A 26,199-nucleotide genomic window follows, 5' to 3' on the forward strand; every position below is an offset into this window, starting at 1 on the left:
CGGTTTTGCCATCAGGCCACCGCCGCCACCCGCAAGGCGCCGGGCAAGCCGTCACTCGGGCCGAACAGCTTGCGCACCTCGGCGGCCGGCTTCGGCGCGCTGAACAGATAGCCCTGCATCTGCGTGCAGCCGAGCGCACGCAGCATCTCACGCTGAGCCTCGGTCTCGACGCCCTCGGCGACCGTGGTCATGCTGCTGGCGGCGGCGATGTTCACCACCGCCTGCACGATCACGGGCGACCCGCTCGCCTCCGCGATGTCGGCGACGAAGCAGCGGTCGATCTTGATCTTGTCGAACGGGAAGCGCTTGAGATAGCTGAGCGAGGAATAGCCCGTGCCGAAATCGTCGAGCGCGATGCGGACGCCGATCGAGCGGAGCTGGTGCAGGATCGAAAGCGCAGCCTCGTCGTCGCGGATCAGCACGGCCTCGGTGATCTCGAGCTCGAGCCGGCGCGGGTCGAGGCCGGAGGCGGCGAGTGCGCCTGCGATGCGGAGCGCCAGCGTGTCGCATTTGAGCTGTACCGGCGACACGTTGACCGCGACGCGGATATGCGTCGGCCAGGTCGCGGCCTCGTTGCAGGCCATGCGCAGCACCCAGTCGCCGAGCTCGGTGATCAGGCCGGTGTCCTCGGCGACCGGAATGAACTCCGCCGGCGAGACCATGCCGCGCTCGGGATGTCGCCAGCGCAGCAGCGCCTCGCAGCCCGAGACCTCGCCCGAGCGCAGATCGACCAGCGGCTGATAGTGAATCTCGAAGCCGCCGTCCACCAGCGCCTGGCGCAGATCCTGCTCCATGCTCAGGCGCGCCCTGGCGCAGGCATCCATCGCCGGCTCGAAGAAGCGATGGGTGCGGCGCCCTTCGGCCTTGGCGCCGTACATCGCGAGGTCGGCGTTCTTGACGAGCTGGTCGAGATCGGTGCCGTCCTGCGGCGCCAGCGCGATCCCGATGCTCGCGTCGGTGGAGAGTTGATGGCCGAGACAATGATAGGGCTGCCGGATCGCCTGGTAGATCCGCGTCACGAAGGCCAGCACCTCGGCGGAGGATTGGATCCCGGTCTGGATCACCGCGAACTCGTCGCCGCCCAGGCGTGCGATCAGATCGCCCTCCTTGAGACAGCCGCGCAGACGGCTTGCGATCGCCTTCAACAGCTCGTCGCCGACGTGATGACCGAGCGAATCGTTGATGCCCTTGAACTCGTCGACGTCGATATAGAGCAGCGCGAACTGATCCCCGTCCGCGACCTTCGCCAGCTCACGTTCGATCTGCTCGCGGAACAACGTGCGGTTCGGCAGGTCGGTCAGCGCATCGTAATGCGCCATATGCGCGATCTTCTCGTCGGCCCGGCGCCGCTCGGTGACGTCATCGACGACATTGATGATGTAGCGCGGCTCGCCGGATTTGTCGCGGATGCCGATCCGCGTCGAGGTGATGTAGCGCGGTCCGACAGCCGGCGTGTGCCAGACGTGCTCGTCCAGAAACAGCCCGTTCGGCGATTGCAGCACCCTGTCGTCGTCCCGGGTGATGATTTCGGCGGCTTCCGTCGGGTAAAGGTCGAATGCGCTCTTGCCGACGATCGTATCCGCAGTTTCGTCGAGCTGTTCCTCGGCCACTTGGTTGGCCAGGAGATAGCGTCGCGTCCGGGCGTCCTTCACGGTGATCCGGGACGGGATATGGTCAATGATCTCACGCAGGAAGGTGTGGTTGCGATCGCGCTCCTGTTCCAGGTGGCGGCGCTCGGTGATCTCTTCGATCGTGGCGACCCATCCGCCCTGCGCCAGCGGGGTGTTGATGACCTGGAAGGCGCGGCCGTTGGCCAGCTGATGCATTCTCGTGGAGACCGTGCCTTCGGCGGCCACCCGCATCACGTCGGCGCAAAACGCCTCGACGTCGCCGTCGAAAGCGCCGCGCTCCTTGCGATGATACATCGCCTCGCGAATGTGGCAGCCGGGCTTGATGACGTCGTGAGAAAGACCGAACATGTCGGCGTAACGGCGGTTGCAGGTGACGATGGTGCCGGCCGCGTCATACAGGATCAGCCCCTGCGTCATGTTGTTCAGGGCGGTGTCGAGCCGCAGCCGCTCCGCTTCCAGCCGTTCCTGCGCCTCGCGATTCTGCCGGTTGATCAGGCGAATGATCAGGTAGAGGATGAGCGCGATGACGGCTGCCGAAAGGGCGGCGGTGGCCACCATGAAATTGGTCTGCTGCCGCCAGTCCGCCAACGCCGCGGCTGTCGTGTTGGTGGCGACAATGACCAGCGGGAAATGCGTCAGCGATGCCGCCGAGCCGAGCCGGTCCTCGCCGTCGACGGGGCTCTTGCCGCGCAGCGTCAGCTGACCGCCCGTGGCCAGCACCTCCTGCAACAGCGGCGCGTCCTTGAAGTTTCGCCCGATCAGTTCTTCGCGATGCGGATAGCGCGCCAGCATCTTGCCTTCGCGATCGAACAGCGAGATGGCCGTGCCCTCGGCAAGCGCGACGGATGCGAAATAGTTCCGGTAGCTGTCCGGGTCGATCCGGCGGACCATCGCGCCGAGGAAAGTGCCGTCCGCGCCGTTCAAGCGGCGTGCGACGATCGTGGTCCATTTGCTGATGATGAAGCTGCGGACGGATTCCAGCAGCACCGGTTCGGACCGCGGGTTGGTCTTGAATGTCTGAAAGTAGGCCCGGGATGAAACGTTGACCTTAGGCAGCGGCTGGGCCCGCGACCAGTTGATCAGCTCGCCGTCGGCATCGTAGATCGCGATATCGCCGAGATAGGACACCGGGCTGATCTTGCCGCGCAGCATCTGGTGCGCCGCAGGCCCGGACATGCGCTCGCGGAACGTCTCCGGGGAGTTGATCTCCGCCAGGTTCATTTGCGCGATCAGGTCGGCGGCGACGACGTCGGAATCCTCAAATTGCTGGTCGAAGTGCCGCGCGATCAGCTGCACCGTGTTTTCGAGCTCGCGCTCGCGATTGGACAGCGCGCGCTCGCGAAACTCGCCGACGGCGATGGCCGTCACGCCGAAGATGGCCGCGACCAGCAAGACGCCGCACAGGGTCAACCACAGGACGGGACCACGGCGCATCAAGGCCTCCCAGCCGTTCCTTGCGGCTAGAGACGTTCCGGCGGCCACCGTGGAAAAGACCTGGCGCATTCCCCCTCCCTGGAGGAACACGAATACACCGCACAAATGGCCTAAACCTTAGGAAAGCCAGTTACCTAAGCATTAATCGAGTTGTGCGACCGCAGTCATACCTAGCCGGGCGGGAATCGCCTCGCGGTTGTGCTGCGCGCACTGCGATCGCCGCGCTGCATCATGAATCGTTCGTTAATGCGAACTGCCGGCGCTCTTGCCGCCCGCAGGATTGCGCAGCCGTCCGACCACGCCAGTCGGGAAGAAGTAGACGCTGGCGATGAACAATAGCCCCAGCCACAGCAGCCAGCGGTCGGGATGCAGCAGCCCGGGCAGCAGCGGCAGGCCGGCCTCCGAGGCCGCGTTGGAGGCGACGCCCATCAGCGACTGCAAATAGTTCTGGGCGAGGATGAAGATGCTGGCGCCGATGATCGCGCCGTAGATCGTGCCCATGCCGCCGATCACGACCATCAGCAGGATGTCCAGCATGATCGAGAAGCTGAGCGAGGTATCGGGACCGGCATAGCGCAGCCACAGCGCGTTCAGGATGCCGGCGCCGGCGGCGACCAGGGCGGCGAGGCAATTGGCGTAGGTCAGGTGAAACACCGTGCGGAAGCCGAGCGCCTCGGCGCGAAAGCGGTTCTCGCGGATGGCCTGCAGCACACGCCCGAACGGCGAGTTCACGACACGGAGCAAAGCGAGGATCATCAACGCGGAGCCGGCGAACACGAGGTAATAGGTCAGGATGCGGCCGTTGATTTCGAAGCCGAACATGTCCTTGGGGATCAGCACCGTGCCCGGCCGGAGCAGTTCCGGCAGCCGGAAGCTGCGCCCGTCCTCGCCGCCGGTCAGCCAGGACAGCTGCGAGGCCAGCACCTGGAAGGCGGAGGCGACCGCGAGCGTGATCATGGCAAAGAAGATCGCCGCAACCCGCAGCGAGAACAGCCCGATCGCGAGCGCCAGCAGGGCGGCCAGCGGCAAGCCGGTGACGATGCCGGTTGCGACCGCGGCCCAATTCGGACCCATCCCATACAACGCGATGGCGATGGCGTAGCTGCCGATGCCGTAAAACATGGTGTGGGCGAACGACACCGAGCCGGTATAGCCGAGCAGGAGGTCATAGGAGGCGACCAGCGCGGCGAAGACGCAGATCTTGGCCGCGACGTTCAGCGCCTTGGCCCCCGGGAACAGGAACGGCGTCGCCGCCAGCGCCAGGATGATGACGACGAGGACGAGCGTGAGAATTCGGCTGCGCGGCGGATCGCCGGAGAGGATCATCATCGGCTGGTCACCGCATAAAGGCCGCGCGGCCGCCACATCAGAATGGCGACCATCAGCAGGATGTTGGAGACGAGGGCGAGTTTCGGCACCAGGAAGCCGCCGTAATTGGCGACCATCGCCACCAGGATGGCGCCGATGAAGCAGCCGCCGATCGATCCCAGGCCGCCGATGATGACGACGATGAAGATCAGCACGGTGAGGTCGTCGCTCATGGAGGCGTGCACCTGCTCGCGATAGAGCGCCCACATCACGCCGCCGAGGCCGGCGAGCGCCGATCCCGTCATGAACACGCCGAGGAACAGGCGGCGGATGCGATAGCCGAGCGCCTCGACCATCTCGCGGTTCTCGACGCCGGCCCGGATCAGAAGGCCGAGCTTGCTGCGATTGAGCACGAGCTGGATCGCAATGAAGATGCCAAGGCCGATCAGCATTGCCAGCACGCGGTACTTGGCGATCGCGACGTCGCCGATGATGAAGGAGCCGCGCAGCGAGGCCGGTAGCGGCATCGGGATGATCTGCGGTCCCCACAGCGCATACAGCGTCTGCTCGGCCACGATGAGGCCGCCCGTCGTCATCAGGATCTGCTTCAGGTGCTGGCCGTAGACGGGGAGGATCAGCACGCGCTCGACGACGAGGCCGAGGGCGCCCGACACCGCCATCGACAGCAGCGCGGCCGGTGCCAGCACCGCGAGGTTCATCCACAGCGAATCGGCTTGGATGGAGGCCGCGAACGGCGCCAGCACCAGAGTCGCGACATAGGCGCCGACGGCGATGAAGGCGCCGTGGCCGAAATTGAGCACGTCCATCAGGCCGAACACCAGCGTCAACCCCGAGGCCATGATGAAGATCATCATGCCCATCGCAAGGCTCGCCGCAGTCAGCGTCAGCCAGGACGAGGTCGAGCCGATCAGCGGGATCATGAGCAGCGCGAGCGCGACCGGTAGCAAGATCGGCGCGATGTCGCGCTTCGGCTTCGGCAGCGGATCGTTTGCGGCAAGTTCGGTCACTGATGTGTCTCCAGGCTCAGGCCGAGCAGCCGCTCCTGCAGCGGCACGTCCGCGGCGAGCGCCGCCATCTCGCCGCGATGGACGATGGTGCCGTTGTCCATCACAAGCACGCTGTCGCCGAGCTCGCGGGCGGCGAAGAAGTTCTGCTCGACCAGCAGGATGGTCGCGCCCTTGCGCTTGATTTCCTTCAGGCACTCGATCAGCGCCATCACGATCGCGGGCGCCAGGCCCTTGGTCGGCTCGTCGATCAGGAGCAGCTGGCGCGGCTCGATGATGGCGCGGGCGATGGACAGCATCTGCTTTTGTCCGCCCGAGAGACTTCCCGCGCGCGACAGCCAGAACCGGCGCAGCGCCGGGAAGAAGCCGAAGATCCAGTCGAGCCGGCTGTCGTCGAGCGGGCCGTCGCGCGCCGCCAGCACGAGGTTCTCCTTCACCGTGAGATCGGAGAACACCGCCATGCTCTCCGGCACGTAGCCGACGCCGAGCCGCGCGATATCGGGCGTGGCGCGGCCCTCGATGCGCTCGCCACCGAGGCTGATCTCGCCGCTCGAGGCCTGCCACAGCCCCATGATGGTGCGCAGCGTCGTGGTCTTGCCGGCACCGTTGCGGCCGAGCAGCATCGTGACCTGCCCCTGCGGAACCGCGAGGTCGATGCCCTGCAGGATGTGATAGCGGCCGATATGGGTGTGCACGCCGGTGAGCTTGAGCAGATCGGTCATGCGACGCTCGCTGCGTTCTTGGGGGCGACGCCGAGATAGGCCTCCTGCACGATCGGCGAGGCGATCACCTCGGCCGGCGGGCCGTCGGCGACCAGTTGGCCGTTATGCAGCACGATGATGCGGTCGGCGAGCGAGCGCACCACGTCCATCTTGTGCTCGACCAGGAGGATGATCTTGCTCTTGTCCTGCTTGAGCTGCGCGATCAGGTTGAGGACGACAGGCACTTCGTCGATGCTCATCCCGGCGGTCGGCTCGTCGAACATGAAAACCTTCGGCTCGAGCGCGATCATCAGCGCGACCTCGAGCTTGCGCTGGTCGCCATGTGACAGCGCAGTCGCGGCGACGCCGCGGCGGCTGCCGAGCGCAACCTGGTCGAGGATGGCATCGGCGCGCGCGATCAGGTCGCGGCGCACCATCCACGGCCGCAGCATGTCGTAATGGGTGCCGTTGGCCGCCTGCACCGCCAGGCGCACGTTCTCTTCCACGGTGAGGTTCGGAAACAGATTGGTGAGCTGGAAAGCCCGCCCGAGGCCGGCGCGGGTGCGCAGCGGCGCGGAAAGCTGGGTGATGTCGGTGCCGTCGAACAGGATGCTGCCGTGCGAAGCGCGCAGCTGGCCCGAGATCAGGTTGAAATAAGTGGTCTTGCCGGCGCCGTTCGGCCCGACGATCGCGGTGAGCTCGCCCGGGCGAAACGTGCAGGAGACATTGTTGACTGCAACGTGACCGCCGAAGCGGATGGTGAGGTCCCGGGTTTCGAGGCTGAGCGGCATGAAAGGTCTGGCAAATGATGAGCGGAATAGTCTCGCAGGTGACGCTGCGCTCCCTCCCCCGCTTGCGGGGGAGGGCTGGGGAGAGGGTGCTTCCGCATGGGATAATCCCCAAGAGGAGAAACCCTCTCCCGGCCTCTCCCGCAAGCGGGAGAGGTGAAGCAAGACCTCAGCGCTTGTTCTTGACCGGAACTTGCATGTCCTCGATCTTCAGCTCGCGCACCGGCTCGAGCACGGCCCAGGCGACGTTCGGATCGACCTTGACCTTGAAGTGATACATGCTCTGCAGCGCCTGATGGTCTTCCTTCCGGAACACCATCTTGCCCTTCGGCGTGTCGAACTCGAGGCCCTCCATCGCCGTGATCAGCTTCTCGGTATCGGTCGACTTCGCCTTGGTGACGGCGGCGACGACGGACATCGCGGCGGCGAAGCCGCCGGCGGTGAAGAAGTCCGGCGGCGCGTTGAAGCGCTTCTGGTGCTCGGCGACCAGCCAGTCGTTCACCGGATTCTTCGGGATGTCGTAGAAATAATAGGTCGCGCCTTCCATGCCGGGCAGGCCCTTATAGGCCGCGAGCGCCGGCAGGATGTTGCCGCCGGTGGAGAGCTCGATGCCGTAGCGCTTCGGGTCCATGTCCTGCAGCTTGGCCAGTGGATTGCCGGCGCCGGCCCAGATCACCCAGATCACCTTGCGGCCCGGCTTGTCCTTCAGCGCGTCGAACAGGCGCTGGCCGACCGCGGTGAAGTCGGTGGTCGAGGTCGGCGCATATTCTTCGGCGGCAAGCGTGGCGCCGGTCTTGGCCAGCGCGTCCTTGAAGGCGGCGACGCCGTCACGGCCGAACGCGTAGTCCTGCGCCAGCGTTGCGACGGTGACGCCCTGCTTGCCGATCGCGACCGCGTTGGAGATCGCGTCCTGCGAGGAGTTGCGTCCGGTGCGGAAGATGTAGCGATTCCACTTCTCGCCGGTAATCTGGTCCGCGACCGCGGGCTCGACGATCAGGATCTTCTTGTTCTCTTCGGCGACTGGGAGAATGGCGAGCGCGGCGGCGGACGAAGTCGTGCCGATCGCGATATCGACCTTGTCGTCCTGGTAGGCTTCGGCGAGCGCGGCCTTGGCAAGGTCCGGCTTGCCCTGGTCGTCCTTGGTGATGATGACGATCTTGCGGCCGTCGAGCGTCATGCTGCCCTTGGTGGCGTATTCGAAACCCATCTTCAGGCCGGTTTCGGTCTGCTTGGCATAGGCCTCGAGCGGGCCGGTCTTGCCGTAGATCAGTCCGATCTTGAGATCGTCGGCCCGTGCGGCGGTGCCCGCGGCGAGCGCGAGAATGGTTGTTGTTAAGATGAGTGATCGACGCACGATGGTTCCTCCTGATGTAAAGCTTCTGGCAACAGCGATTTGCACAACGCTACGAACATTGCAATCGAACCTTCCGGCGACGCGGATCAGCCGCGCGAGCCTGCATCATGTCTGGGCCTGCTGCACGGCGCGCGCGGTGCCGGCGCCTTCGACGTGGCGCCAGTCGGACTGCGCTTCTTCCGCGCTTTCGAAAATATGCGGCGCGACGCCGCGCTTCTCCAGGGCTTCGCCGAGCTTGATGCGCAGGAAGCCGGACGTGGTGTAGCGCGACACGCCTGAATAGAAGCGGTCGACGAGGCGGCGCACCATGGCCGAATAATCGTCCATCAGCTCCGGCAGGATGGAAAAATTGTCATAATTGACGATGGCGTAGACCCGGCGGCCGAGCGGCGCGAGCCGCGCCTCGACGAGCGCAGCGATGGTGTCGATCTCGGCTCTGCTGCGCAGCGGATAGCGCTCCAGATTGACGAAGAAGAGGTTTTGCTGCTCGTCCAGCGTGAAGCGCTGGTCGAGCGGAATGGTGAGCAGGCGCTCGCGCAGGTCCATCATGCCCTCGCGGAAGATGCGCTCGTCCATCAGCGCGGGGTCGCGCGGGATCAGCGGCTTGAAATCCATCAGGCGCAGGATGTCGCGCTCGACGTCGATGCCGGGCGCGACCTCGGTGAGCTCGAGGCCGTCGGGCCTGAGCTCGAACACGCAGCGCTCGGTGACATACAGCGTGCGCTGCTTGCGGGCTGCGGCGAACGGGCCGCTGAAGGTGACATGCTCGACATTGCCTACGAATTTGCGCGACTTGGCCTCGTCGACGATGACGAGCTTCCCGCCCTCCACCCCAATGCGTTGCTTGCCCGCGCCGAAGGTGCCGACGAAGATGACCTCCTTGGCGTTCTGGCTGATGTTGATGAAGCCGCCGGCGCCCGCGAGCTTCGGCCCGAACTTGCTGACGTTGAGGTTGCCGGCGCGATCGACCTGGGCGAGCCCGAGGAAGGCGGCATCGAGCCCGCCGCCGTCGTAGAAGTCGAACTGATAGGGCTGGTCGATCACGGCCTGCGTGTTGATCGCCGCGCCGAAATCGATGCCGCTTGCCGGGATGCCGCCGATCACGCCGGGCTCCGCCGTCAGCGTGATGAGGTCGATGATCCGCTCCTCGTTGGCGATCGAGGCGATCCCCTCGGGCATGCCGATGCCGAGATTGACGACGCTGTTGGCCTTGAGCTCCAGCGCCGCGCGCCGCGCGATGATCTTGCGCTCGCTGACCGGCATCACCGGCAGCGAGGCGGCACGGACGCGGATCTCGCTCGAGAACGCCGGATTGTACTGGGTGCCGAAGGTCTGCCAGTGATTCTCCGGCCTTGCCACCACGACGCAGTCGACCAGGATCCCGGGGATCTTGACCTGGCGCGGATTGAGGCTGCCGGCCTCCGCCACCCGCTCGACCTGGGCAATGACGATGCCGCCGGAATTATGCGCCGCCATGGCAATGGCGAGCGCTTCCAGCGTCAGCGCCTCCTTCTCCATCGTGAGGTTGCCGTCGGGATCGCCGGTGGTGGCGCGGATGATGCCGACGTTGATCGGAAAGGTCTTGTAGAGCAGGCATTCCTCGCCGCGCAGCGTGATCAGCTCCACCAGATCCTCGGTGGTGCGCGCGTTCAGCTTGCCGCCGCCCTGCCGGGGGTCGACGAACGTGCCCATGCCGACGCGGGTGATGTGGCCGGGCCGGTGCGCGGCGATGTCGCGGAACAGATGCGTGATGACGCCCTGCGGCAGGTTGTAGGCCTCGATCTGGCCCGCGACCGCGAGCTGCTGCAATTTCGGCGCAAGGCCCCAATGTCCCCCGATCACGCGCCGGACCAGGCCCTCATGCGCGAAATGGTTGAGGCCGCGCAGCTTGCCGTCGCCCTGGCCCGCCGCATAGACCAGCGTCAGATTGCGCGGCTTGCCTTGCGTATAGGGCGCATCGCCCTCGTTGGCGAGGTAGAGCTCCTCCAGCGCGATCGCGATCTCCTCGGCAAAGCCGATGCCGACGAAGCCGCCGGTCGCCACCGTGTCGCCGTCGCGGATCAGCATGACCGCTTCGGCCGCCGTGACGACTTTGCCTTTCTCGGAATTGCGCAAATAGGGCAGAGCTGGATGATGGCTCACGGTGGTCCTCCCGATCCTTCGACCGTATGCCGATATTGTTTGTGTTGATTCTAGCGCAGGGACCGGCCCTGGAACAGCGTGCTCCCGTGAGAGCGGGCAGCAACGAGCAAGGTTTGCGCCAGATCCCTTTGGCCTGCGAAAGGCTGTCGAATCCAGGCAATTGCGGGATGGTTGGAGCCGAAAGAGTAGCCGGGCACCGTGTCAGGAATCCGAGACTCCGGACAGGTCCGTGTCTCGAAACTCAGACGGAGGCCTGCCCCGAGGCGAGGCCGAACTTGGCGAGCTTCTTGTAGAAGGTCGCGCGCGAGATCCGCAGCATCCTGGCGGCCTCGGAGATCTGGCCGTTGCTGGCGGCGAGCGCCTGTTCGAGCGTGTGCTTCTCGAACTCCGCCTCGGCTTCGGCATAGGGCACGACGAGGCCGGCCGGTCGCTCGGATGGCGCGTGCCTGACCTCGGTGCCCAGGGGAAGAATGCGCGCGACGTCCTCGCCGGTCAGCCGGCCGGAATCGCTGAGGATCAGCGCGCGCTCCAGGATGTTGCGGAGCTCGCGGACGTTGCCGGGCCAGTCGTAGCGTGCGAGTGCGGCGAGCGCGCTCGGCGTGATCTTCGCCTTGACGTAGTCGCCGGAGGCGCTGATGTCCTCGAGCAGCCTGGCGCAGATATCAGGGAGATCGTCGAGGCATTGGCGCAGCGGCGGCAGGTCGATCGAGAGCACGTTGAGCCGATAATACAGATCGGGTCGGAACGCACCGTCGCTGACGCGCTTGCGCAAATCCACATTGGTGGCCGCGACCACGCGCACGTCGATCCTGGAGATCTTGTCCGAGCCGAGCGGCTCGATCTCGCGCTCCTGCAGCACGCGCAGCAGCTTGGCCTGCAATTGCAGCGGCATCTCGCCGATCTCGTCGAGGAACAGCGTGCCGCCGTCGGCAACCCGGAACTTGCCTTCGCGTCCCCTGCGATCGGCGCCGGTATAGGCGCCCGGCGCGGTGCCGAAGAATTCCGATTCGATCAGCGTCTCCGGGATCGCGGCGACATTGACGCTGACGAACGGCTTGTCTGCGCGCGAGGAGGCATTGTGGATCGCCTGGGCCAGCATCTCCTTGCCCGTTCCGGTCTCGCCGGTGAGGAGCACGGTGACGCTCTGCCGCGCGGCGCGGCCTGCCAGCGCCTTGGCCTGCGCGATCCCGGCCGTGGTGCCGACGAAGTCGGCGAAGGTGAAGCGCGCCGCGCGCGCGTTCGACAATTGCCGGCGCGCCAGGCGCAGATCGCTTTCGAGCTGGGCGACGCGGGCGAGCAGCGGCTTCAGGCTTTCGAGGTGGTCATAGAGCACGAAGCCGATCGCGCCGATCACCGCCCCGTTCTCGTCCTCGATCGGCATTCGCGTGACGACCAGCTGCTCGCCGCCGAGCTCCATGATGTCGAGCAGGATCGGCTCCCCGGTCTCGGCCACCTTCCGCATCAGGCTGTTGGGGATGACCTCCTCGATCGGCCGGCCGATCGCCTCGCTGGTGCGCCCGAGGCCGAGCGCTGCGAGATATTTTTCATTGACGTAGACGACGCGCCCGTCGCGGTCGATCGCGATGGCGCCCTCGCAAAGCTTTTCCAGCCGTTCGAACAGCGTCTCCATCGCGCGCGCACGGAGATAGGCAGGGTCGCGGATCGAGCCGGAAGCGGACATGACAAATCCCACGGGAAGTCCGCCTGTGTATTAGCAAAAGGCCAGTGATTTCAAAGGGGGAAATGGTGGGGTTGAGGTGCGGGCCACACCCGCCGCTGTCATGCCCCGGCTTGACCGGGGCATCCAGTACGCCGTGGCCTATCGATTCAACAACGACTGTCTCTGGAATACTGGGTCGCCCGGTCAAGCCGGGCGACGACACCGAGATTGGAGCGGCGCTTGCGCCCCTACCGCCGATACCCGCTCGCCCGCGAATAGCCCTGGCGGTTCTGCTGCATCGGGCGGCTCGCGACGTTGGCCCGCGCCTCGCTGGAGAGCGGGGTTGCGAGCTTCAGCTCCTCGAGGAAGATCGGCCGCGAGAAGTAATAGCCCTGCGCGTAGCGGATCTTGGTCGCGGCTTGGAGATAGGCGAGCTCCTCGTAGGATTCGAGGCCCTCGGCGATCACGGTCATGCCGAGCGCTTCGCTCAAGGATTCGATCGCGCGCAGGATGCCCTGGCTGCGCGGGCGCTTGTGAATGTCGGTGATGAAGGAGCGGTCGATCTTGATCTCGTCCGCGGTGATGTCGGCGAGCGCCGAAAGCGAGGAATAGCCGGTGCCGAAATCGTCGATCGAGATGCCGACGCCGAGCTTGCGGAACATCGGCAGGACCTCGGCCTGGAAATGATTCTTGGCGACGAAGGCGTCTTCCGTCACCTCGATCATGAAGCGCTGCGGGAAGCCGGTCTCCTCCAGCGCCCGCGCAAAGCTGCGCATGAACTCGGGGTTGCCGGCCTGCTTGGCGGCGACGTTGATGCTGATGGTCGCGTCGGCGCCGAACGTGGCGTTGATCGCGTCGATCGACTTGACGATCTCGGCGAGCACGAGGTGGGTCAGCTCGTCGATCAGGCCGAGCTCGCCGGCGAGATTGATGAACGAGCCGGGCGCCTGGATCACGCCCTCGTCGTCGCGCAGGCGTACCAGGGCCTCGATGCCCTTCACGGCCTGCGTGCGGATGTCGACCTTGGACTGGAAAGCGCAGCAGAAGCGCTTCTCGAGGATGGCCAGTCGCAGCGATTGCTCGATCTTCATCCGTGCCAATGCCTCGCGCTCCATGCTGGAGTCGAAGAAGGCCGCCGATCCCTTGCCGTCGTTCTTGACGCGGTACATCGCGATGTCGGCGTTCTGGCGCAGCGCCTCGAAGCTGTTTCCGTGATCGGGATAGAGGCTGATGCCGACGGAGGTGGAGGCGAAGACTTCCGAATTGTCGATGAAGAACGGCGCCGTCAGCCGCTCCAGCGTCGATTGTATGAATTCGGCCACTTCCTCCACGCTCTGGATCGGCGACAGCAGCAGCAGGAATTCGTCGCCGGAGATGCGCGACAGCATGTCGGAATCGCGCAGGTCCCGTCCGAGCCGCTTCGACAATTCGACCAGCAGCGCGTCGCCGACGGCGTGGCCGTAATAGTCGTTGATGTGCTTGAAATTGTCGACGTCGAGGAAGGCGAGCGCGAAACGCCCGCCGCCGCCGTTCTCAGCAAGCAGGCTGTTGGCGCGATGTTCGATCACGCGCCGCGAGGGCAATCCGGTCAGCTCGTCGAAATAGGCCGAGCGGAACAGCTGGTCCTCGAAATTCTTCTGCTCGGTGATGTCGGAGGATGCCGAGATCAGGAGCTCGCGTCCGGCGAGCCGAACCGGACGATGGGTCGTGAGCAGCACCTGGCGTGCGGCGCCGCCGTGCAGCGCTTCCTCCATGACGACGGCCTGGCCGGCGTTCAGGGCGCGGCGACAGGCCTCGCGGCGCGGTGCCAGGTCGGGTGAAGGACGGCTGCCGTCGATGCCGAGCTGCGCGGCCGCGGCGTCGTTGACCAGCAGCAGCTCGCCATGCGCATCCTGAACGGTCAGGCCGGCCGGCAGCATTCTAACGATTTCCTTGAGAAAACCGAGCTCGGCTTCAGTCGCGCCGGAATATTCGTTGTCGTTCATAGATGTCATGAATCTTGTTGTTTCAGCGCGCTTTGCAATGGCCGCGATCTTGCGCGGTTCCCTCTTAAGTTTGGTTAAGGGGTCCGGAGAAATACGGGTCTGTTTTGGCGGAAACGTGCGGCGTTGCGGGGTGCGCTGGCGATCGTCATTAACAGAGCGTCAACGGCGCCTGCGAAAGCACAGGCGAAGGGCGCGGATGCGCTTTCGCTTGGCGCGCGCTGCTATTCGCTTTGCGGAATTCGGCACTGCATGATGCAATGCAGCCCGGTCTTCAGGTAAGAGATCTCGGTCCTGCCGTCGAAGGCCGACAGGGCCGATTTCAGCAGCTTGGTGCCGAAGCCGGGCTCGGAGACCTTGTCCACGCTCGGCCCCTCGGTTTCGTCCCAGGTGATGGTCAGGCGGTCGTCGCTGACGGTCCACGACACCTGCAACAGGCCGCGCGGTGCGGAGAACGCACCATATTTGCCGGCATTGGTGGCGAGCTCGTGAAACATCAAGGACAGCGTGACCGCGAGCCGCGGCGGCAGGAACAGTCGCTCGCCATTGAGGGTGAAGCGGACATGGCCGTAAGGCCCGAGCTCCGAGATCAGGAGGTCGCGGATGTCGCAGCCGGACTTGTCGATCCGCGAGATCAGATCGTCGGTCGCAGCCAGCGAGCGCAGCCGCGGATCGACCCGGCCCCAGACCTGCGGCTGGTCATGCAGCACCTGGTGCAGCACGGCGTGAACCGTCGACAGCTTGTTCTTCAAACGGTGCTGGAGCTCGTCGACCAGCAGCTTGCGATACTCTTCTTCCTCGATCAGGCGCTTGGAGATCCGGCGCTGCTCCGCCAGCATGGTGCGATAGTGCTCGACGCCCCAGATGGTGAGCGCGCAGACCGCCCAATAGAGTGCGAGCAGGGCAAACCGTGCACGATCGGCAAAGGCATCGCCGAAATTGACGACCACGCCCAGCACGCCGCCGACCAGCGCGGTCACGATCCCGATCCGGAAGCCTCCGAATGCGGCGGCAAAGAACACGGCCGGAAAGTAGGGCGTGAAGTAGACGTCGGGACGCACATGGGCGAGTCCCCAGCGCACCAGGGTCGCGGCCAACAGGCAGAGGACGGCAAAAGAGGTGCTGAGACTGAGCGAGGGCGGCGCCGTGCCCTGCCAGCCTTTGCGGAACTCGTCGATCAGCTTCCCCATGCGCGGCCCAGTTGCGATCGGCATTCGAAAGACGCGCGGCTCACCAGGATGCTACGCATGCCGTGCGCGCAAGCATAGCTTGCCTCGGCGGAAGCGGGCAGGAATAGTGGCAGCTCCGGCCACGGCAGCGGCCAGGCTTCGCCGTTTGGCATCAAATCGTTTGAAAACAGGAACATTCCATGGGCAGGTTGGACGGCAAGGTTGCGGTGATTACGGGAGCGACGAGCGGGATCGGATTGCGCACTGCGGAAGTCTTCATTGCCGAAGGTGCCAAAATTGTGATCGCGGGCCGGCGTGTACCGGAAGGCGAGGCGCTGGCACAGCAGCTCGGGGCCAACTGCATCTTCCGCCAGACCGACGTCACGGTCGAGGCGCAGATGCAGGCTCTGATCGCGCTCGCGCTGGACAAGTTCGGCCGGATCGACTGCCTGTTCAACAATGCCGGCGGGCCGGCGCAGACCGGCGGCATCGAGGGCCTCGAGGCCGAGCGGTTCGACGCGGCCATGGCGACGCTGGTGCGCAGCGTCATGCTCGGCATGAAGCACGCCGCGCCCGTCATGAAGAAGCAGGGGGCAGGCAGCATCATCAACAACGGCAGCATCGCCGGCCGCCTCGCCGGCTTCTCGTCGTCGATGGTCTATAGCGCGGCCAAGGCCGCGGTGATCCATCTCACCAAATGCGTGGCGATGGAGCTTGGCGAAGCCAACGTGCGCGTCAACTCGATCTCGCCCGGCGCGATCGCGACCGGCATCTTCGGCAAGGCGCTGGGGCTCTCGACCGATGCCGCAGAGAAGACCCCGGCCGTGATGCGCGAGGTCTACAAGACCGCGCAGCCGATCCCGCGCGCCGGCCTCCCTGACGACATCGCCCATGCGGCGGTGTTCCTGGCCAGCGACGAATCCAGCTTCATCAACGGCCACGATCTCGTCGTCGACGGCGCCATGACCGGCGGCCGCAACTGGAGCCAGCAGCAGCAGGGCTATGTGGCCTTGCGCAAGGCGTTCGATCAGGGGGCGTAGCGGTCGCCCCACCGGTGGTGCCGTGGGGTGGGCAAAGCGACTTGTCCGCCGTAGCTCGCAGAGCGAAGGCGGAAGCGTGCCCACGAATTCCTATCGCGACGAAACGTGGGCACGGCGCTCCGCGCCTTTGCCCACGCTACGAGACCTCGTGCCCCGGACGCAGCGCAGCGCTCCTTCAGCGATGCGCTGCAGAGCCGGGGCCCATCTCTCCAAGCTGAAGCGTTGCAAGATTCTGGGGCCCGGCTCGCGCTGCGCGCGTCCGGGACACGAGAGTGGCCGCTAGATCGCCTTCACCCGCACCCGCAAGCCGTCGCGCGGCTTCGGGATCGGCCACATCTGCCAGTCCGGCTTGTAGCCCTCTTCCAGCGACACCTCGATGTTCTGCAAAAAGTGCCGCGCGAAGCATTTCGCCTGCATGTAGGCGAAGTGCAGGCCGAGGCACATATGCGCGCCGCCGCCGAACGGGACCCATGCGAAGCGGTGGCGTCCGCGCTGGGCCTCCTCGGTGAAGCGCATGGGATCGAATCGGTCCGGCTCCGGCCAGATCTCCTTCATGTGGTGGGTATAGAGCGGATTGACGCCGACCGCAGTGCCGGCGGGGATCGTAAAACCCTTGAAGGTGAAATCGCGCATCGCCCGGCGCGGCATCGAGGGCACCGGCGGCTTGATCCGCAGTGCTTCCTTGAACGCCATCTCCGACAGCGGCATCTTCTCGAGGTCGTCGAAATTGCTGGGCGCACCCGGCGCCAGCCCGAGCGCGAGAACTTCCGCGCGCAGCCTGTCCTGCCAGTCCGGGTTGGCGGCGAGCTCGCCGACGAAGGAGGTCAGCGACGAGGTCAGCGTGTCGTGCGCCGCCATCATCAGGAAGCTCATATGGTCGATGATGTCCTGCTCCGTCAGCAGCGCGCCGTCCTCGTGGGTGGCGCGGCAGAGCTGCGAGAACAGATCGTCGCCGCCGTGATTGCCGCGTCGCAGCGGAATCTGCTCGCGGAAATAGGCGACGATGCGCTTGCGCCCCTTGACGCCGCGCGCCATCTGCGTGCCGGGCAGGGGGCGGCGGACCGGGGCGACGGCGGCGGCGACCATGTCGACGAAGGCGCGGTTGATCTCGTCGACCTCCGGTCCGATGTCGGCGCCGAGGAACGAGGTTGCGGCGAGATCGAGCGTGAGCTGCTTCATCGCCGGGTAGAGCTGCATCTCGCCGGGCTTGGCCTTCCACTGCGCGACCCGCGCGGCGATGCCGCGGTCGAGATCGGCGAGGTAGGATTTCATCGGGCCGGACTTGAAGGCGACCGACAGCGTCTTGCGGTGCAGCCGATGCTCGTCGAAATCGAGCAGCATCAATCCGCGCGGAAACAGCAGGCCGAGCACCTTGTTCCAGCCATGGGTCGAGGAGAACAGCTTCTGCTGGTCGAACATCACGAGCTCGTTGGCCTCAGGCCCGAGCAGCACGACATTGGTCTCGCCGAAAACATGGGTACGGTAGACCGGGCCGTATTTGACGCCATTCGCCTCGACATGGCCCTTGGGATCGGCCAGCACCTGGAGGGTCTTGCCGATGATCGGCCAGCCTTCGTCGCCGGGAATGTGCGTCAGGGCGTTGCGCTTGGGCGCGGTGTAGTCGGGCGCTGCTGCGGCCACATTCTGCATCGACATGACGATTGCTCCGGTTAAGCCAAGCTCCGCGAACATAGCACGATCCGGCCGCGATGGGCTGCGGTCGTCTAGCGCACGAGATCGTCACACTACCGCTTCGCCGCCTCCTTCTGCAGATCAGGGGCGTTGACGGCGGGGATGGCGACACGGCCCGGGCCGGTCACCTTGAGTGCCTCGGCGGCCTTTTCGTTCTCCATGATCTTGGCCATCACCGCCTGGCCCGCGCGCTCGAAGATCGCGCGGTTCTCGATCACGAATTTCTGCGACCTGCGCAGGCCGTCGATATAGCCGTTGATCTCCGGCACGACGTAGCGCGCCACCATGTCCCAGCTCCGGCGCGTCGCTTCCGGATTGGCCCAGTCGTGCACGAAACCGATGATGGCGCCGACGCCGCCCGACACCTGCATCACGTTCTTGATGGTCTTGACGAGATCGTCGGGCGTGCCGATGGTGGAGGCCGCGCCCTCGACGAAGGCGGTCTTGTCCACGGCTTCGTCGGGCGAGGAGAACGCGGTGAGGCCCGGCCGCTGCAGCGTGCCGACATTATATTCGTTGTGCCAGCGCATCAGCCCGGCGCCGGCCTCCTTGCGCGCCTGCTCGCGCGTCTCGGCGATGTGGAAGGTCAGCAGCACGCGCCAGTCGGCACGGTTCACCTTGGTGCCGTGCTTCTTGGCGGCATCCTCGGCGAACTGCCATTGCTGCTGCAGCGACATCAGCCCCTGCGTCGTCATCGAGCCCAGCGAGATGATGCCGATGCCGTATTTGCCGGCCAGCGTCATGCCCGACGGCGAGATCTGCGAGGCCACGACGAACGGCATCTCCTCCTGCAACGGCAGAATCTGCAGCGCGGCGTCGTTCATGGTGAACCAGTCGCTCTTGGCGGTGACACGCTCGCCGTTGAAGAGGCGGCGGATGATGCCGATGGCCTCGTCCTGGCGGTCGCGCTGCGTCATCGGGTCGATGCCGAGCGTATGGGCGTCGGAGGCGAGCGCGCCCGGGCCGGAGCCGAAGATGGCGCGGCCGCCGGTCATGTGGTCGAGCTGCACCATGCGCTGGGCGACGTTGTAGGGATGATGATAGGGTAGCGACACCACGCCGGTGCCGAGCTTGATCCGCTTGGTGCGCTCGCCGGCCGCGGCCAGGAACATCTCGGGCGAGGCGATCATCTCCCAGCCGGATGAATGGTGCTCGCCGCACCAGAACTCGTCGTAACCGAGCGCGTCGAGCTGCTCGACGAGGTCGAGGTCGCGCCGGAACTGGAGCATCGGATGCTCCCCGATCGGGTGATGCGGGGCAAGAAAGGCTCCGAACTTCAGGCGCGCCATGGCGTTTCTCCGGCTTTGATTTTCTGTTTGTTGAGGCGGCAAGGCTACGTGCCGGAGGGGGCAAACGCAATCGCGCCATGTCCCGTGTTGCGGAATGCAGGCATGCGGTTGAGATGCTTCGTCTCGCTCTCACCGCTTGCGGGGAGAGGATGACGAGCGCACGAACCGTAACTGGATTGGCGAATCGTCGCGGCCGCCCGGTTCATGTTCGGCGTCGCTGCCTTGATCGTGAACGGAGCCATTTCCACCATCGCGGTCGATGCGTCGCCCGTTCCTGCTCGCTCGGACTGTTTGTGACATTAATCATGATTTGCGCCGCATTTCTGGCGTGGCTGCGCCGCGCATCGGCATGAAGTTGCGCCAATGCGGTTAATGCGTGCCGATTTCCGCAGCATTTCCCGTGATTCCCGGTGAATTGACAGCGCACGGTCTTTTTATTTTGCAATGCAGCAACTATCTGGTTTGGCTGGACGTTGAACGTCGCCCACCAGGAAGTTGCCGTGTCGCTCGCCAAGAATATTGATCTGTTGAGACGTCTGCCGAGGCTGGACGGTCTGCGCTTTGCCGAGTTCGGTCGCGGCGCGGATACATCAAGTCCGTTGCAGGAGGTCACCGGCTTCGGCGGCAATCCCGGCGCCTTGCGCATGTTCGCCTTCGTGCCGGCGCGATTGCAGAAGCCGCGCGCGCTGGTCGTCGTGCTGCATGGTTGCGGGCAGACTGCGGCGGCTTACGATCTTGGCGCCGGCTGGTCGACGCTGGCCCAGCACTATGGCTTCGCACTTCTGATGCCCGAGCAGCAGCGCATCAACAACGGCAATACCTGCTTCAACTGGTTCAACCCGGAAGACACGGCGCGAGGCAGCGGCGAGGCGCATTCGATCCGCGAAATGATCGCGCACATGGTCGGGGCACATCGCATCGATCCCGCGCGCGTCTTCATCACCGGCCTGTCCGCCGGCGGCGGCATGACCTCGGTGATGCTCGCGACCTATCCGGAGGTCTTCGCGGCCGGCGCGGTCATTGCAGGACTGCCCTATGGCATCGCCTCGAACCTGCGCGAGGCGCTCGAGGGCATGTTTCATTCCCCGGTGCGTCCGGCGCGCGAGCTCGGCGATCTCGTGCGCAACGCTTCCGATCATCGCGGCCCCTGGCCGAAAATCTCGGTGTGGCACGGCAGTGCCGACCGCACCGTCAATCCCGGCAATGCCAACGAGATCGTCAAGCAATGGCTCGATCTGCACGATCTGCCGGACGCGCCGATGGCGGAGACCATCGTCGACGGTCATCCGCGGCAGGCCTGGTGGGGCAAGGACGGCGAGACGCTGGTCGAGTGTTACGCCATCACCGACATGGCGCATGGCACGCCGCTGGGCCTTGCAGACAATGATCAGCGCTATGGCGTCGAAGGCGCGTTCCTGATCGAGGCCGGCATTTCCTCGTCCTACCACATCGCCAAGTTCTTCGGCCTCACCGCCTGGATCGCGGACACCAAGCCTGCGGACGCCAAGCCCTTAGCCAAGCCCGCGCTGTCGCCCGCGCCGCATCTCGCCCGCACGATCCGCGCTGCGATCGCCGAGCAGCCGTCCGAACCGAAGCGCGAGCGCGCCCGCGGCTTCGATCTCAGCCAGATCATCACGCGCGCGCTGACCGCCGCGGGATTGATGAAGTAGCCCCGCGGGTCGTCCCGGGGCGCGACGTAGTCGCGAGCTATGATGCGCAATTGCGCATCTGAGGACCCATAGCCACAGGACGAAATGAGATGCGCAAGCGTCGCTCCGGGTCCCCCGCAACCACATTGTCCTGTGGTTATGGATTCCGGGCTCGCGCTGTCGCGCGCCCCGGAATGACGAGGAGTTTGCCGCAACCCTCACATCTCTCCGGTGATGAACGGATTGGTCATCCGCTCCTGGCCGATGCTGGAGCCGGCGCCGTGGCCGCAGATGAAGCCGACGTCGTCGCCGAGTGGCAGCAGCTTTGTCATGATCGAATTGATCAGGGTCGCGTGGCTGCCGCCGGGCAAATCGGTGCGCCCGACCGAGCCCGCGAACAGGACGTCACCGACATGGGCGAACCGTAATTCCTTGTTGAAGAACACCACGCTGCCCGGCGAGTGGCCGGGGCAGTGGAAGATGTCGAAGTTGAGATCGCCGATCGACACGGTATCGCCCTCGCTCAGCCATCGGTCGGGCGCGAAATCGCGCACGCCGGTCATGCCGAAGCGCGCACCGCTTTCGACCACGTTGTCGAGCAGGAATTTGTCCGCCTCATGCGGACCCTCGATCGGCACCTTCAGCGCGTCGCGCAAATCGGCTGCGCCGCCGACATGATCGATATGGCCGTGGGTCAGCCAGATCTTCTCCACGGTGACGCCGGTCTGCTTGATCGCGTCCAGGATCTTCGGGACGTCCCCGCCGGGATCGATCACCACGGCCTTCTTGGATGGCTCGTCCCAGATGATGGTGCAGTTCTGCTCGAACAGCGTCACGGGGACGATGATCGCGCCGGCCTTGGCTGTCGTGTCGTTTTGCTCGGTCATGGCGCCACAATGCCGATTTTTGCCAGGCCGCCAAGCAAAAGATTCGTGCCGGACCGCGGAACAATAGTCACACCGCCGTCCCAATTGGCCTGCCAATTTGAACCGGGGCGGCGTTGTCGCGTTCTCCCGCGCGAGAGGCAGATTTTGGGTGGTCTTCCGGCATGGCTCACGACAACGAGAACTGGTGGCGCGACGGCATCTTCTATCAGATCTACCCGCGCTCGTTTCAGGATTCGAACGGTGACGGGGTCGGCGATCTCGCCGGCATCTTGCGGCGGCTGCCTTATGTCAAATCGCTCGGTGTCGACGCGATCTGGCTGTCGCCGATCTTTCCGTCGCCCATGGCCGATTTCGGCTACGACATCTCGGACTATACCGGCATCGAGCCGCTGTTCGGCACGATGGCCGATTTCGATGCGCTGATCGCGGCAGTCCACGACAACGGCCTGAAGCTGATCCTCGATCTCGTGCCGAACCACACCTCGGACCAGCATCCCTGGTTCGTCGAGAGCCGCGCCTCGCGCGACAATCCCAAGCGCGACTGGTACATCTGGCGCGATCCCGCGCATGACGGCGGCGTGCCGAACAATTGGCTGTCCGAGTTCGGCGGCAGCGCGTGGCAGTTCGACGAGGCCACGGGCCAATATTACTACCACGCCTTCCTCGCCCAGCAGCCGGACCTGAACTGGCGCAATCCGGACGTCCGCAACGCGATCTACGACGTGATGCGGTTCTGGCTGGAGAAGGGCGTCGACGGTTTTCGCGTCGACGTGATCTGGCACCTCGTCAAGGATGCCGAGTTTCGCGACAATCCGCCGAACCCGCATTACGTCGAGGGCCGGCCGCCCAACGAGAAGATCCTGACCCAATATTCGACCGACCAGCCGGAGGTGCACGATGTCATTGCCGAAATGCGCCGCGTCACGGATGCCTACGGCGCGCGCGTCTTGATCGGCGAGATCTATCTGCCGCTGCACCGCCTGATGGCCTATTACGGCAACGACCTCACCGGCGCGCAGATGCCGTTCAACTTCGCGCTGCTCTCGACCTTCTGGAGCGCGCGCTCGATCGAGAAGATCATCGAGGACTATGAGAAGGCGCTGCCGCGCGGCGCCTGGCCGAACTGGGTGCTGGGCAATCACGATCGCCCGCGGGTTGCGAGCCGCGTCGGCACGGAGCAGGCGCGTGTCGCCGCAATGTTGCTGCTGACGCTGCGCGGCACGCCGACGCTCTATTACGGCGACGAGATCGGCATGCACCAGGTGGCCATCGCGCCGGAGGATGTCCGCGATCCCTTCGAGAAGAACGTGCCCGGCATCGGCGTCGGCCGCGACGGCTGCCGGACGCCGATGCAATGGGACGCCTCCGAATTCGGCGGCTTCTCCGCCGTGCGGCCATGGCTCCCGCTGCCCGAGCATTATGTGCGTGACAATGTCGCCAATCTCGAAGCCGATGCGCACTCGATCCTCAATCTCTACAAGCGCCTGATCGGCCTGCGGCAGAGTTGCCCGCCGCTGGTCGCGGGCGATTATGAGCCGATCGCCGCGCAAGGCGATCTGCTGATCTACCGCCGGCAGGCCGAAGGCAAGGCCGTGATCGTGGCGCTCAATCTCGGTGCGGACCCGGTCACCGTGACGACCAGCGCAGTCCGCTTCGGCAGCAGGATCCTGCTGTCGACCTTCCTGGATCGCGAGGGCGAGCAGATCGAAGGCGTGCTGGATCTGCGCGGCAATGAGGGGGTGATCGTCGCTCCACCCTAGCTGTCGTCCCGGGTCTCGCGTTCGCGGGGACGACACCGAATGTGCGGCAACAGCGCGCCCCCAACCGAACAGTGTCCGCCCCAAGCGGAATCGGCTATCCTCCGGCCTATGGACAGCACCGCCCGCAACCTCTCCCTCGTTCCACCGCCTGACCGCCGCCAATCCGAGACGGCGCTCGCGATCGCGCGCGGCACGTCGCGCCTCTTACGGTCGCTCGGCTTCTCCTGCATCAGCGAATTGCCGCTGCCCTCGGGCCGGCGTGCCGATCTGGTCGCGCTGAACGAGCGCGGCGAGATCTGGATCGTCGAGATCAAATCGTCGGTGGAGGATCTGCGTGCCGACCAGAAGTGGCACGAATACCGCGCCCATTGTGATCGGCTATTCTTCGCCTTCACGCAGGACCTGCCGTGCGAGATCTTTCCGCAGGACACCGGCCTGATCGTCGCCGACGCCTATGGCGCGCACCTGCATTGCGAGGCGCCCGAGCACAAGCTCGCCGCCGCCACGCGCAAGCAGATGACGGTGCGCTTTGCGATGGCGGCGGCCTTGCGCATCAACCGGCTGGTCGATCCGCAAGGCCACGCGGATTTCTGGGAATAGGCGCGCGCTGGACGATGCGCCGGCGTGATCCGGAGCCTTCGTGATTCGCGAGGGCACCGATTTGCAATGGGCCGCGGCTACTTCTTGGCGTGCGCCGCTCGGATCGGACCGAAAGGCCCGTACATGTGCTGCTGCTGATCGAATCCGTCGGCGTATGGTCCGTAAGGCGTGTCGACCGGCTTCTTCGAAAGGTCGGGATAATCCTTGTCGAGACCGTCCTTTCTCGGACGCGGTTGAGAGATCATATAGGCGGCCACATCCCAAGCCTGCTCGACCGTGAGCTGCGGATTCAGGTAGTCCGTTCCGTGCGGCATGTTGAAGTGCAAGAAGTTCGCCGCGGTAATCAGCCGCGCCATGCCGGCACCGTCATTGAAACTATCAGGGCCCCAGAGCGGCGGCACCATGTAGCCGAGATCGGCGCTCGGCAGGCTGCGGCGTATTCCGGAGCCGTCCTCGTTGTGACAGGAGAGACAAGCGCGCGCATAGATCGCTTTGCCACGAACGGGGTCGGCCGCTCGATCGAGCTCAGGCATCGATCCGGTGCCGAGTCCTGAGAGCGCCTTACCGGCCGGCACGCCGGACGAGAGGAACTTGATGTAAGCCACGAAGGCAGGCATTTCCGGACTGTCGAGCGGCAGCGCGCGGCCATTCATGCTGCGCGCCATGCACGAGTTCACACGATCCTCGATCGTGATCTCGGCGCCGAGGCGGGCACTGTATTGCGGGAAGAGTTCGACCAATCCAAAGATCGGCAAGCCGAATTTTTTCGTGCCAGCTTCGAGATGACAGTTGTTGCAGGCGAGATTGTTGCCGGCGTAGCGCTTGGCCGGGTCCGGCACCTCCGGCCCGATATGGGCGTAGGTCGCCGTGACGAGGTCGCGCCCGCGTCGCACGAGCCGACCATGAGCGTCATCAGGCAGCGCGCCGACTTCAGGCACCGTCCAGACCGGCGGAGAGACTTGCTGCGCACGCCCCGCACCTGGTGCGGCTACGGCGACGACAGCGACGGCAATTGCACGTAGCGTCCGGAAGCAAAGCGATGCAAGCAGCGGCGTAGGATGAACCATCGTTCTCTCGATATGTTCGACGCGTGAGGTCGGCGCGATGATCCGCCGTCTGAGGTTAACGTCGAGTTCAGCGAGCGCACGACGCCAGCACCCGGCTTTGTCAATATAGCGTGGGGATATCGGTCCGGGCACGCTCAGCCGCCGACCGACTTTGAGCGTGTTGGGCCAGGAGCGTACGCGCCGAGAGCTGCGGAGTCCGGCAGCTCATCCGCCTGAAGGGCAAACTCCGCGTTCGCGGCCTCACGAATCGGCCATGCCAGGTCAAAGCGACGACGCTTTGACCACCTCGAGCATCTCCGCCTCGGCCATGAAGGGCGGAGATCTGCGCTTCCCCGAGTGAGCGTCGGGATTACCTCGGCGCGCGCTTGGCCAGGATGCGCTGCAGGGTGCGGCGGTGCATGTTGAGCCGGCGCGCCGTTTCCGAGACGTTGCGGTTGCACATCTCGTAGATGCGCTGGATGTGCTCCCAGCGCACGCGGTCCGCCGACATCGGGTTGGCCGGCAGCTCGGATTTCTCCGCATTGGTCGACAGCAGCGCCGCGACCACGTCGTCGGCATCCGCGGGCTTGGAGAGATAATCGACCGCGCCCATCTTCACTGCGGTAACGGCGGTGGCGATGTTGCCGTAGCCGGTCAGCACGATCGCGCGCGCATCCGGACGCTTCTTCTTCAGCGCCGAGACCACGTCGAGGCCGTTGCCGTCGCCCAGCCGCAGATCCACCACGGCGAATGCGGGCGCAGCCCTGCCGATCTGCGCAAGACCGTCCGAGACGGTATCGCAGGAGGTCACCGTGAAGCCGCGCGTTTCCATGGCGCGCGACAGGCGCTCCAGGAACGGCTTGTCGTCCTCCACGATGAGCAGCGAGCGGTCGGCCTGTTCGTTCAGTTCGGCGATGGCGTTCAAGGTTTTGTCCTCTCTCCAACGCATTGACATATGGCCTTGCTATCGGGCGGTGCCAAGGCCGCCGATAGTCGATCGGCCCCGTTGTGCGACGCAAGGTCGCGGCCACAAGCGCGATGA

Annotated in this window: 19 protein-coding genes; 4 read left to right on the top strand and 15 right to left on the bottom strand. The window is 65.3% G+C overall.

Annotation, left to right across the window (positions count from 1 at the left end):
* Window positions 1-11: 11 nt before the first annotated feature.
* The 10 genes from K410_RS0104670 to K410_RS0104715 all read right to left on the bottom strand — a co-directional run bounded on the left by K410_RS0104670 (window position 12) and on the right by K410_RS0104715 (window position 15,215).
* The gene (locus tag K410_RS0104670) at window positions 12-3,134 is read right to left on the bottom strand and encodes a bifunctional diguanylate cyclase/phosphodiesterase (RefSeq protein ID WP_028133754.1); all 3,123 of its coding nucleotides are present in this window, start codon (window positions 3,132-3,134) and stop codon (window positions 12-14) included.
* 174 nt (window positions 3,135-3,308) lie between these two features.
* On the bottom strand, window positions 3,309-4,394 hold the full coding sequence (locus K410_RS0104675; RefSeq protein WP_028133755.1) for a branched-chain amino acid ABC transporter permease: 1,086 nt from the start codon (window positions 4,392-4,394) through the stop codon (window positions 3,309-3,311).
* Window positions 4,391-5,401 (bottom strand): branched-chain amino acid ABC transporter permease, encoded by a 1,011-nt coding sequence (locus K410_RS0104680; RefSeq protein ID WP_028133756.1) that lies wholly within the window; start codon window positions 5,399-5,401, stop codon window positions 4,391-4,393. The genes K410_RS0104675 and K410_RS0104680 overlap by 4 nt, the downstream gene beginning before the upstream one ends.
* Window positions 5,398-6,120 (bottom strand): ABC transporter ATP-binding protein, encoded by a 723-nt coding sequence (locus tag K410_RS0104685; RefSeq protein ID WP_028133757.1) that lies wholly within the window; start codon window positions 6,118-6,120, stop codon window positions 5,398-5,400. The genes K410_RS0104680 and K410_RS0104685 overlap by 4 nt, the downstream gene beginning before the upstream one ends.
* Entirely contained in the window at window positions 6,117-6,890 is a 774-nt protein-coding gene (locus K410_RS0104690; RefSeq protein WP_028133758.1) for an ABC transporter ATP-binding protein, read from the bottom strand. Before K410_RS0104690 ends, K410_RS0104685 begins: the two co-directional genes overlap by 4 nt.
* A gap of 166 nt (window positions 6,891-7,056) precedes the next feature.
* Window positions 7,057-8,241 (bottom strand): substrate-binding domain-containing protein, encoded by a 1,185-nt coding sequence (locus tag K410_RS0104695; RefSeq protein ID WP_028133759.1) that lies wholly within the window; start codon window positions 8,239-8,241, stop codon window positions 7,057-7,059.
* 105 nt (window positions 8,242-8,346) lie between these two features.
* A complete protein-coding gene (locus K410_RS0104700) occupies window positions 8,347-10,383 on the bottom strand; it encodes an acyl CoA:acetate/3-ketoacid CoA transferase (RefSeq protein ID WP_028133760.1) in 2,037 nt (678 codons plus the stop codon).
* A gap of 241 nt (window positions 10,384-10,624) precedes the next feature.
* Window positions 10,625-12,064, bottom strand: a complete 1,440-nt coding sequence (locus tag K410_RS0104705; protein ID WP_028133761.1) for a sigma-54 interaction domain-containing protein — start codon at window positions 12,062-12,064, stop codon at window positions 10,625-10,627.
* Window positions 12,065-12,291: 227 nt separating this feature from the next.
* Window positions 12,292-14,028, bottom strand: a complete 1,737-nt coding sequence (locus K410_RS0104710) for a putative bifunctional diguanylate cyclase/phosphodiesterase (RefSeq protein WP_028133762.1) — start codon at window positions 14,026-14,028, stop codon at window positions 12,292-12,294.
* 221 nt (window positions 14,029-14,249) lie between these two features.
* Window positions 14,250-15,215, bottom strand: a complete 966-nt coding sequence (locus K410_RS0104715) for a sensor histidine kinase (protein ID WP_028133763.1) — start codon at window positions 15,213-15,215, stop codon at window positions 14,250-14,252.
* Between the two features lie 179 nt (window positions 15,216-15,394).
* Here K410_RS0104715 and K410_RS0104725 point away from each other — a divergent pair, with 179 nt between their 5' ends.
* A complete protein-coding gene (locus K410_RS0104725) occupies window positions 15,395-16,234 on the top strand; it encodes an SDR family NAD(P)-dependent oxidoreductase (RefSeq protein ID WP_028133765.1) in 840 nt (279 codons plus the stop codon).
* A 279-nt stretch (window positions 16,235-16,513) separates the two neighbouring features.
* Here the strand turns inward: K410_RS0104725 and K410_RS0104730 are convergent, their stop codons facing one another.
* Both K410_RS0104730 and K410_RS0104735 read right to left on the bottom strand, forming a co-directional pair.
* Window positions 16,514-17,890 (bottom strand): cytochrome P450, encoded by a 1,377-nt coding sequence (locus K410_RS0104730; RefSeq protein WP_028133766.1) that lies wholly within the window; start codon window positions 17,888-17,890, stop codon window positions 16,514-16,516.
* 89 nt (window positions 17,891-17,979) lie between these two features.
* Window positions 17,980-19,215, bottom strand: coding sequence for an LLM class flavin-dependent oxidoreductase (locus K410_RS0104735; protein WP_028133767.1), 1,236 nt, complete (start codon window positions 19,213-19,215; stop codon window positions 17,980-17,982).
* Window positions 19,216-19,715: 500 nt separating this feature from the next.
* Here K410_RS0104735 and K410_RS0104740 point away from each other — a divergent pair, with 500 nt between their 5' ends.
* Window positions 19,716-20,885 carry an extracellular catalytic domain type 1 short-chain-length polyhydroxyalkanoate depolymerase gene (locus tag K410_RS0104740; protein ID WP_028133768.1) on the top strand — a complete coding sequence of 390 codons (1,170 nt, stop codon included), beginning with the start codon at window positions 19,716-19,718 and terminating at the stop codon, window positions 20,883-20,885.
* A gap of 197 nt (window positions 20,886-21,082) precedes the next feature.
* On the opposite strand, the gene K410_RS0104745 is transcribed toward K410_RS0104740, so the two are convergent.
* On the bottom strand, window positions 21,083-21,751 hold the full coding sequence (locus K410_RS0104745; RefSeq protein WP_028133769.1) for an MBL fold metallo-hydrolase: 669 nt from the start codon (window positions 21,749-21,751) through the stop codon (window positions 21,083-21,085).
* A 161-nt stretch (window positions 21,752-21,912) separates the two neighbouring features.
* Here K410_RS0104745 and K410_RS0104750 point away from each other — a divergent pair, with 161 nt between their 5' ends.
* A complete protein-coding gene (locus K410_RS0104750) occupies window positions 21,913-23,511 on the top strand; it encodes an alpha-amylase family glycosyl hydrolase (protein WP_028133770.1) in 1,599 nt (532 codons plus the stop codon).
* A 108-nt stretch (window positions 23,512-23,619) separates the two neighbouring features.
* A complete protein-coding gene (locus tag K410_RS0104755; protein ID WP_028133771.1) occupies window positions 23,620-24,111 on the top strand; it encodes an MmcB family DNA repair protein in 492 nt (163 codons plus the stop codon).
* A gap of 77 nt (window positions 24,112-24,188) precedes the next feature.
* On the opposite strand, the gene K410_RS36525 is transcribed toward K410_RS0104755, so the two are convergent.
* On the bottom strand, window positions 24,189-25,310 hold the full coding sequence (locus K410_RS36525; protein WP_245269327.1) for a c-type cytochrome: 1,122 nt from the start codon (window positions 25,308-25,310) through the stop codon (window positions 24,189-24,191).
* A gap of 217 nt (window positions 25,311-25,527) precedes the next feature.
* Window positions 25,528-26,082, bottom strand: coding sequence for an ActR/PrrA/RegA family redox response regulator transcription factor (locus tag K410_RS0104765; RefSeq protein ID WP_028133772.1), 555 nt, complete (start codon window positions 26,080-26,082; stop codon window positions 25,528-25,530).
* Between the last annotated feature and the right edge of the window lie 117 nt (window positions 26,083-26,199).

The organism is Bradyrhizobium sp. 22, from assembly GCF_000482425.1.
In the GTDB taxonomy this organism is placed as follows: Bacteria; Pseudomonadota; Alphaproteobacteria; order Rhizobiales; family Xanthobacteraceae; genus Bradyrhizobium; species Bradyrhizobium japonicum_B.

Coding starts and splice junctions, on each gene's coding strand:
- K410_RS0104735 (WP_028133767.1), bottom strand. CDS start 19,215: ATGGCGCGCCTGAAGTTCGGAGCCTTTCTTGCCCCGCATCACCCGATC.
- K410_RS0104670 (WP_028133754.1), bottom strand. CDS start 3,134: ATGCGCCAGGTCTTTTCCACGGTGGCCGCCGGAACGTCTCTAGCCGCA.
- K410_RS0104750 (WP_028133770.1), top strand. CDS start 21,913: ATGGCTCACGACAACGAGAACTGGTGGCGCGACGGCATCTTCTATCAG.
- K410_RS0104690 (WP_028133758.1), bottom strand. CDS start 6,890: ATGCCGCTCAGCCTCGAAACCCGGGACCTCACCATCCGCTTCGGCGGT.
- K410_RS0104710 (WP_028133762.1), bottom strand. CDS start 14,028: ATGAACGACAACGAATATTCCGGCGCGACTGAAGCCGAGCTCGGTTTT.
- K410_RS0104705 (WP_028133761.1), bottom strand. CDS start 12,064: ATGTCCGCTTCCGGCTCGATCCGCGACCCTGCCTATCTCCGTGCGCGC.
- K410_RS0104715 (WP_028133763.1), bottom strand. CDS start 15,215: ATGGGGAAGCTGATCGACGAGTTCCGCAAAGGCTGGCAGGGCACGGCG.
- K410_RS0104730 (WP_028133766.1), bottom strand. CDS start 17,890: ATGTCGATGCAGAATGTGGCCGCAGCAGCGCCCGACTACACCGCGCCC.
- K410_RS0104685 (WP_028133757.1), bottom strand. CDS start 6,120: ATGACCGATCTGCTCAAGCTCACCGGCGTGCACACCCATATCGGCCGC.
- K410_RS0104755 (WP_028133771.1), top strand. CDS start 23,620: ATGGACAGCACCGCCCGCAACCTCTCCCTCGTTCCACCGCCTGACCGC.
- K410_RS0104745 (WP_028133769.1), bottom strand. CDS start 21,751: ATGACCGAGCAAAACGACACGACAGCCAAGGCCGGCGCGATCATCGTC.
- K410_RS0104675 (WP_028133755.1), bottom strand. CDS start 4,394: ATGATGATCCTCTCCGGCGATCCGCCGCGCAGCCGAATTCTCACGCTC.
- K410_RS0104725 (WP_028133765.1), top strand. CDS start 15,395: ATGGGCAGGTTGGACGGCAAGGTTGCGGTGATTACGGGAGCGACGAGC.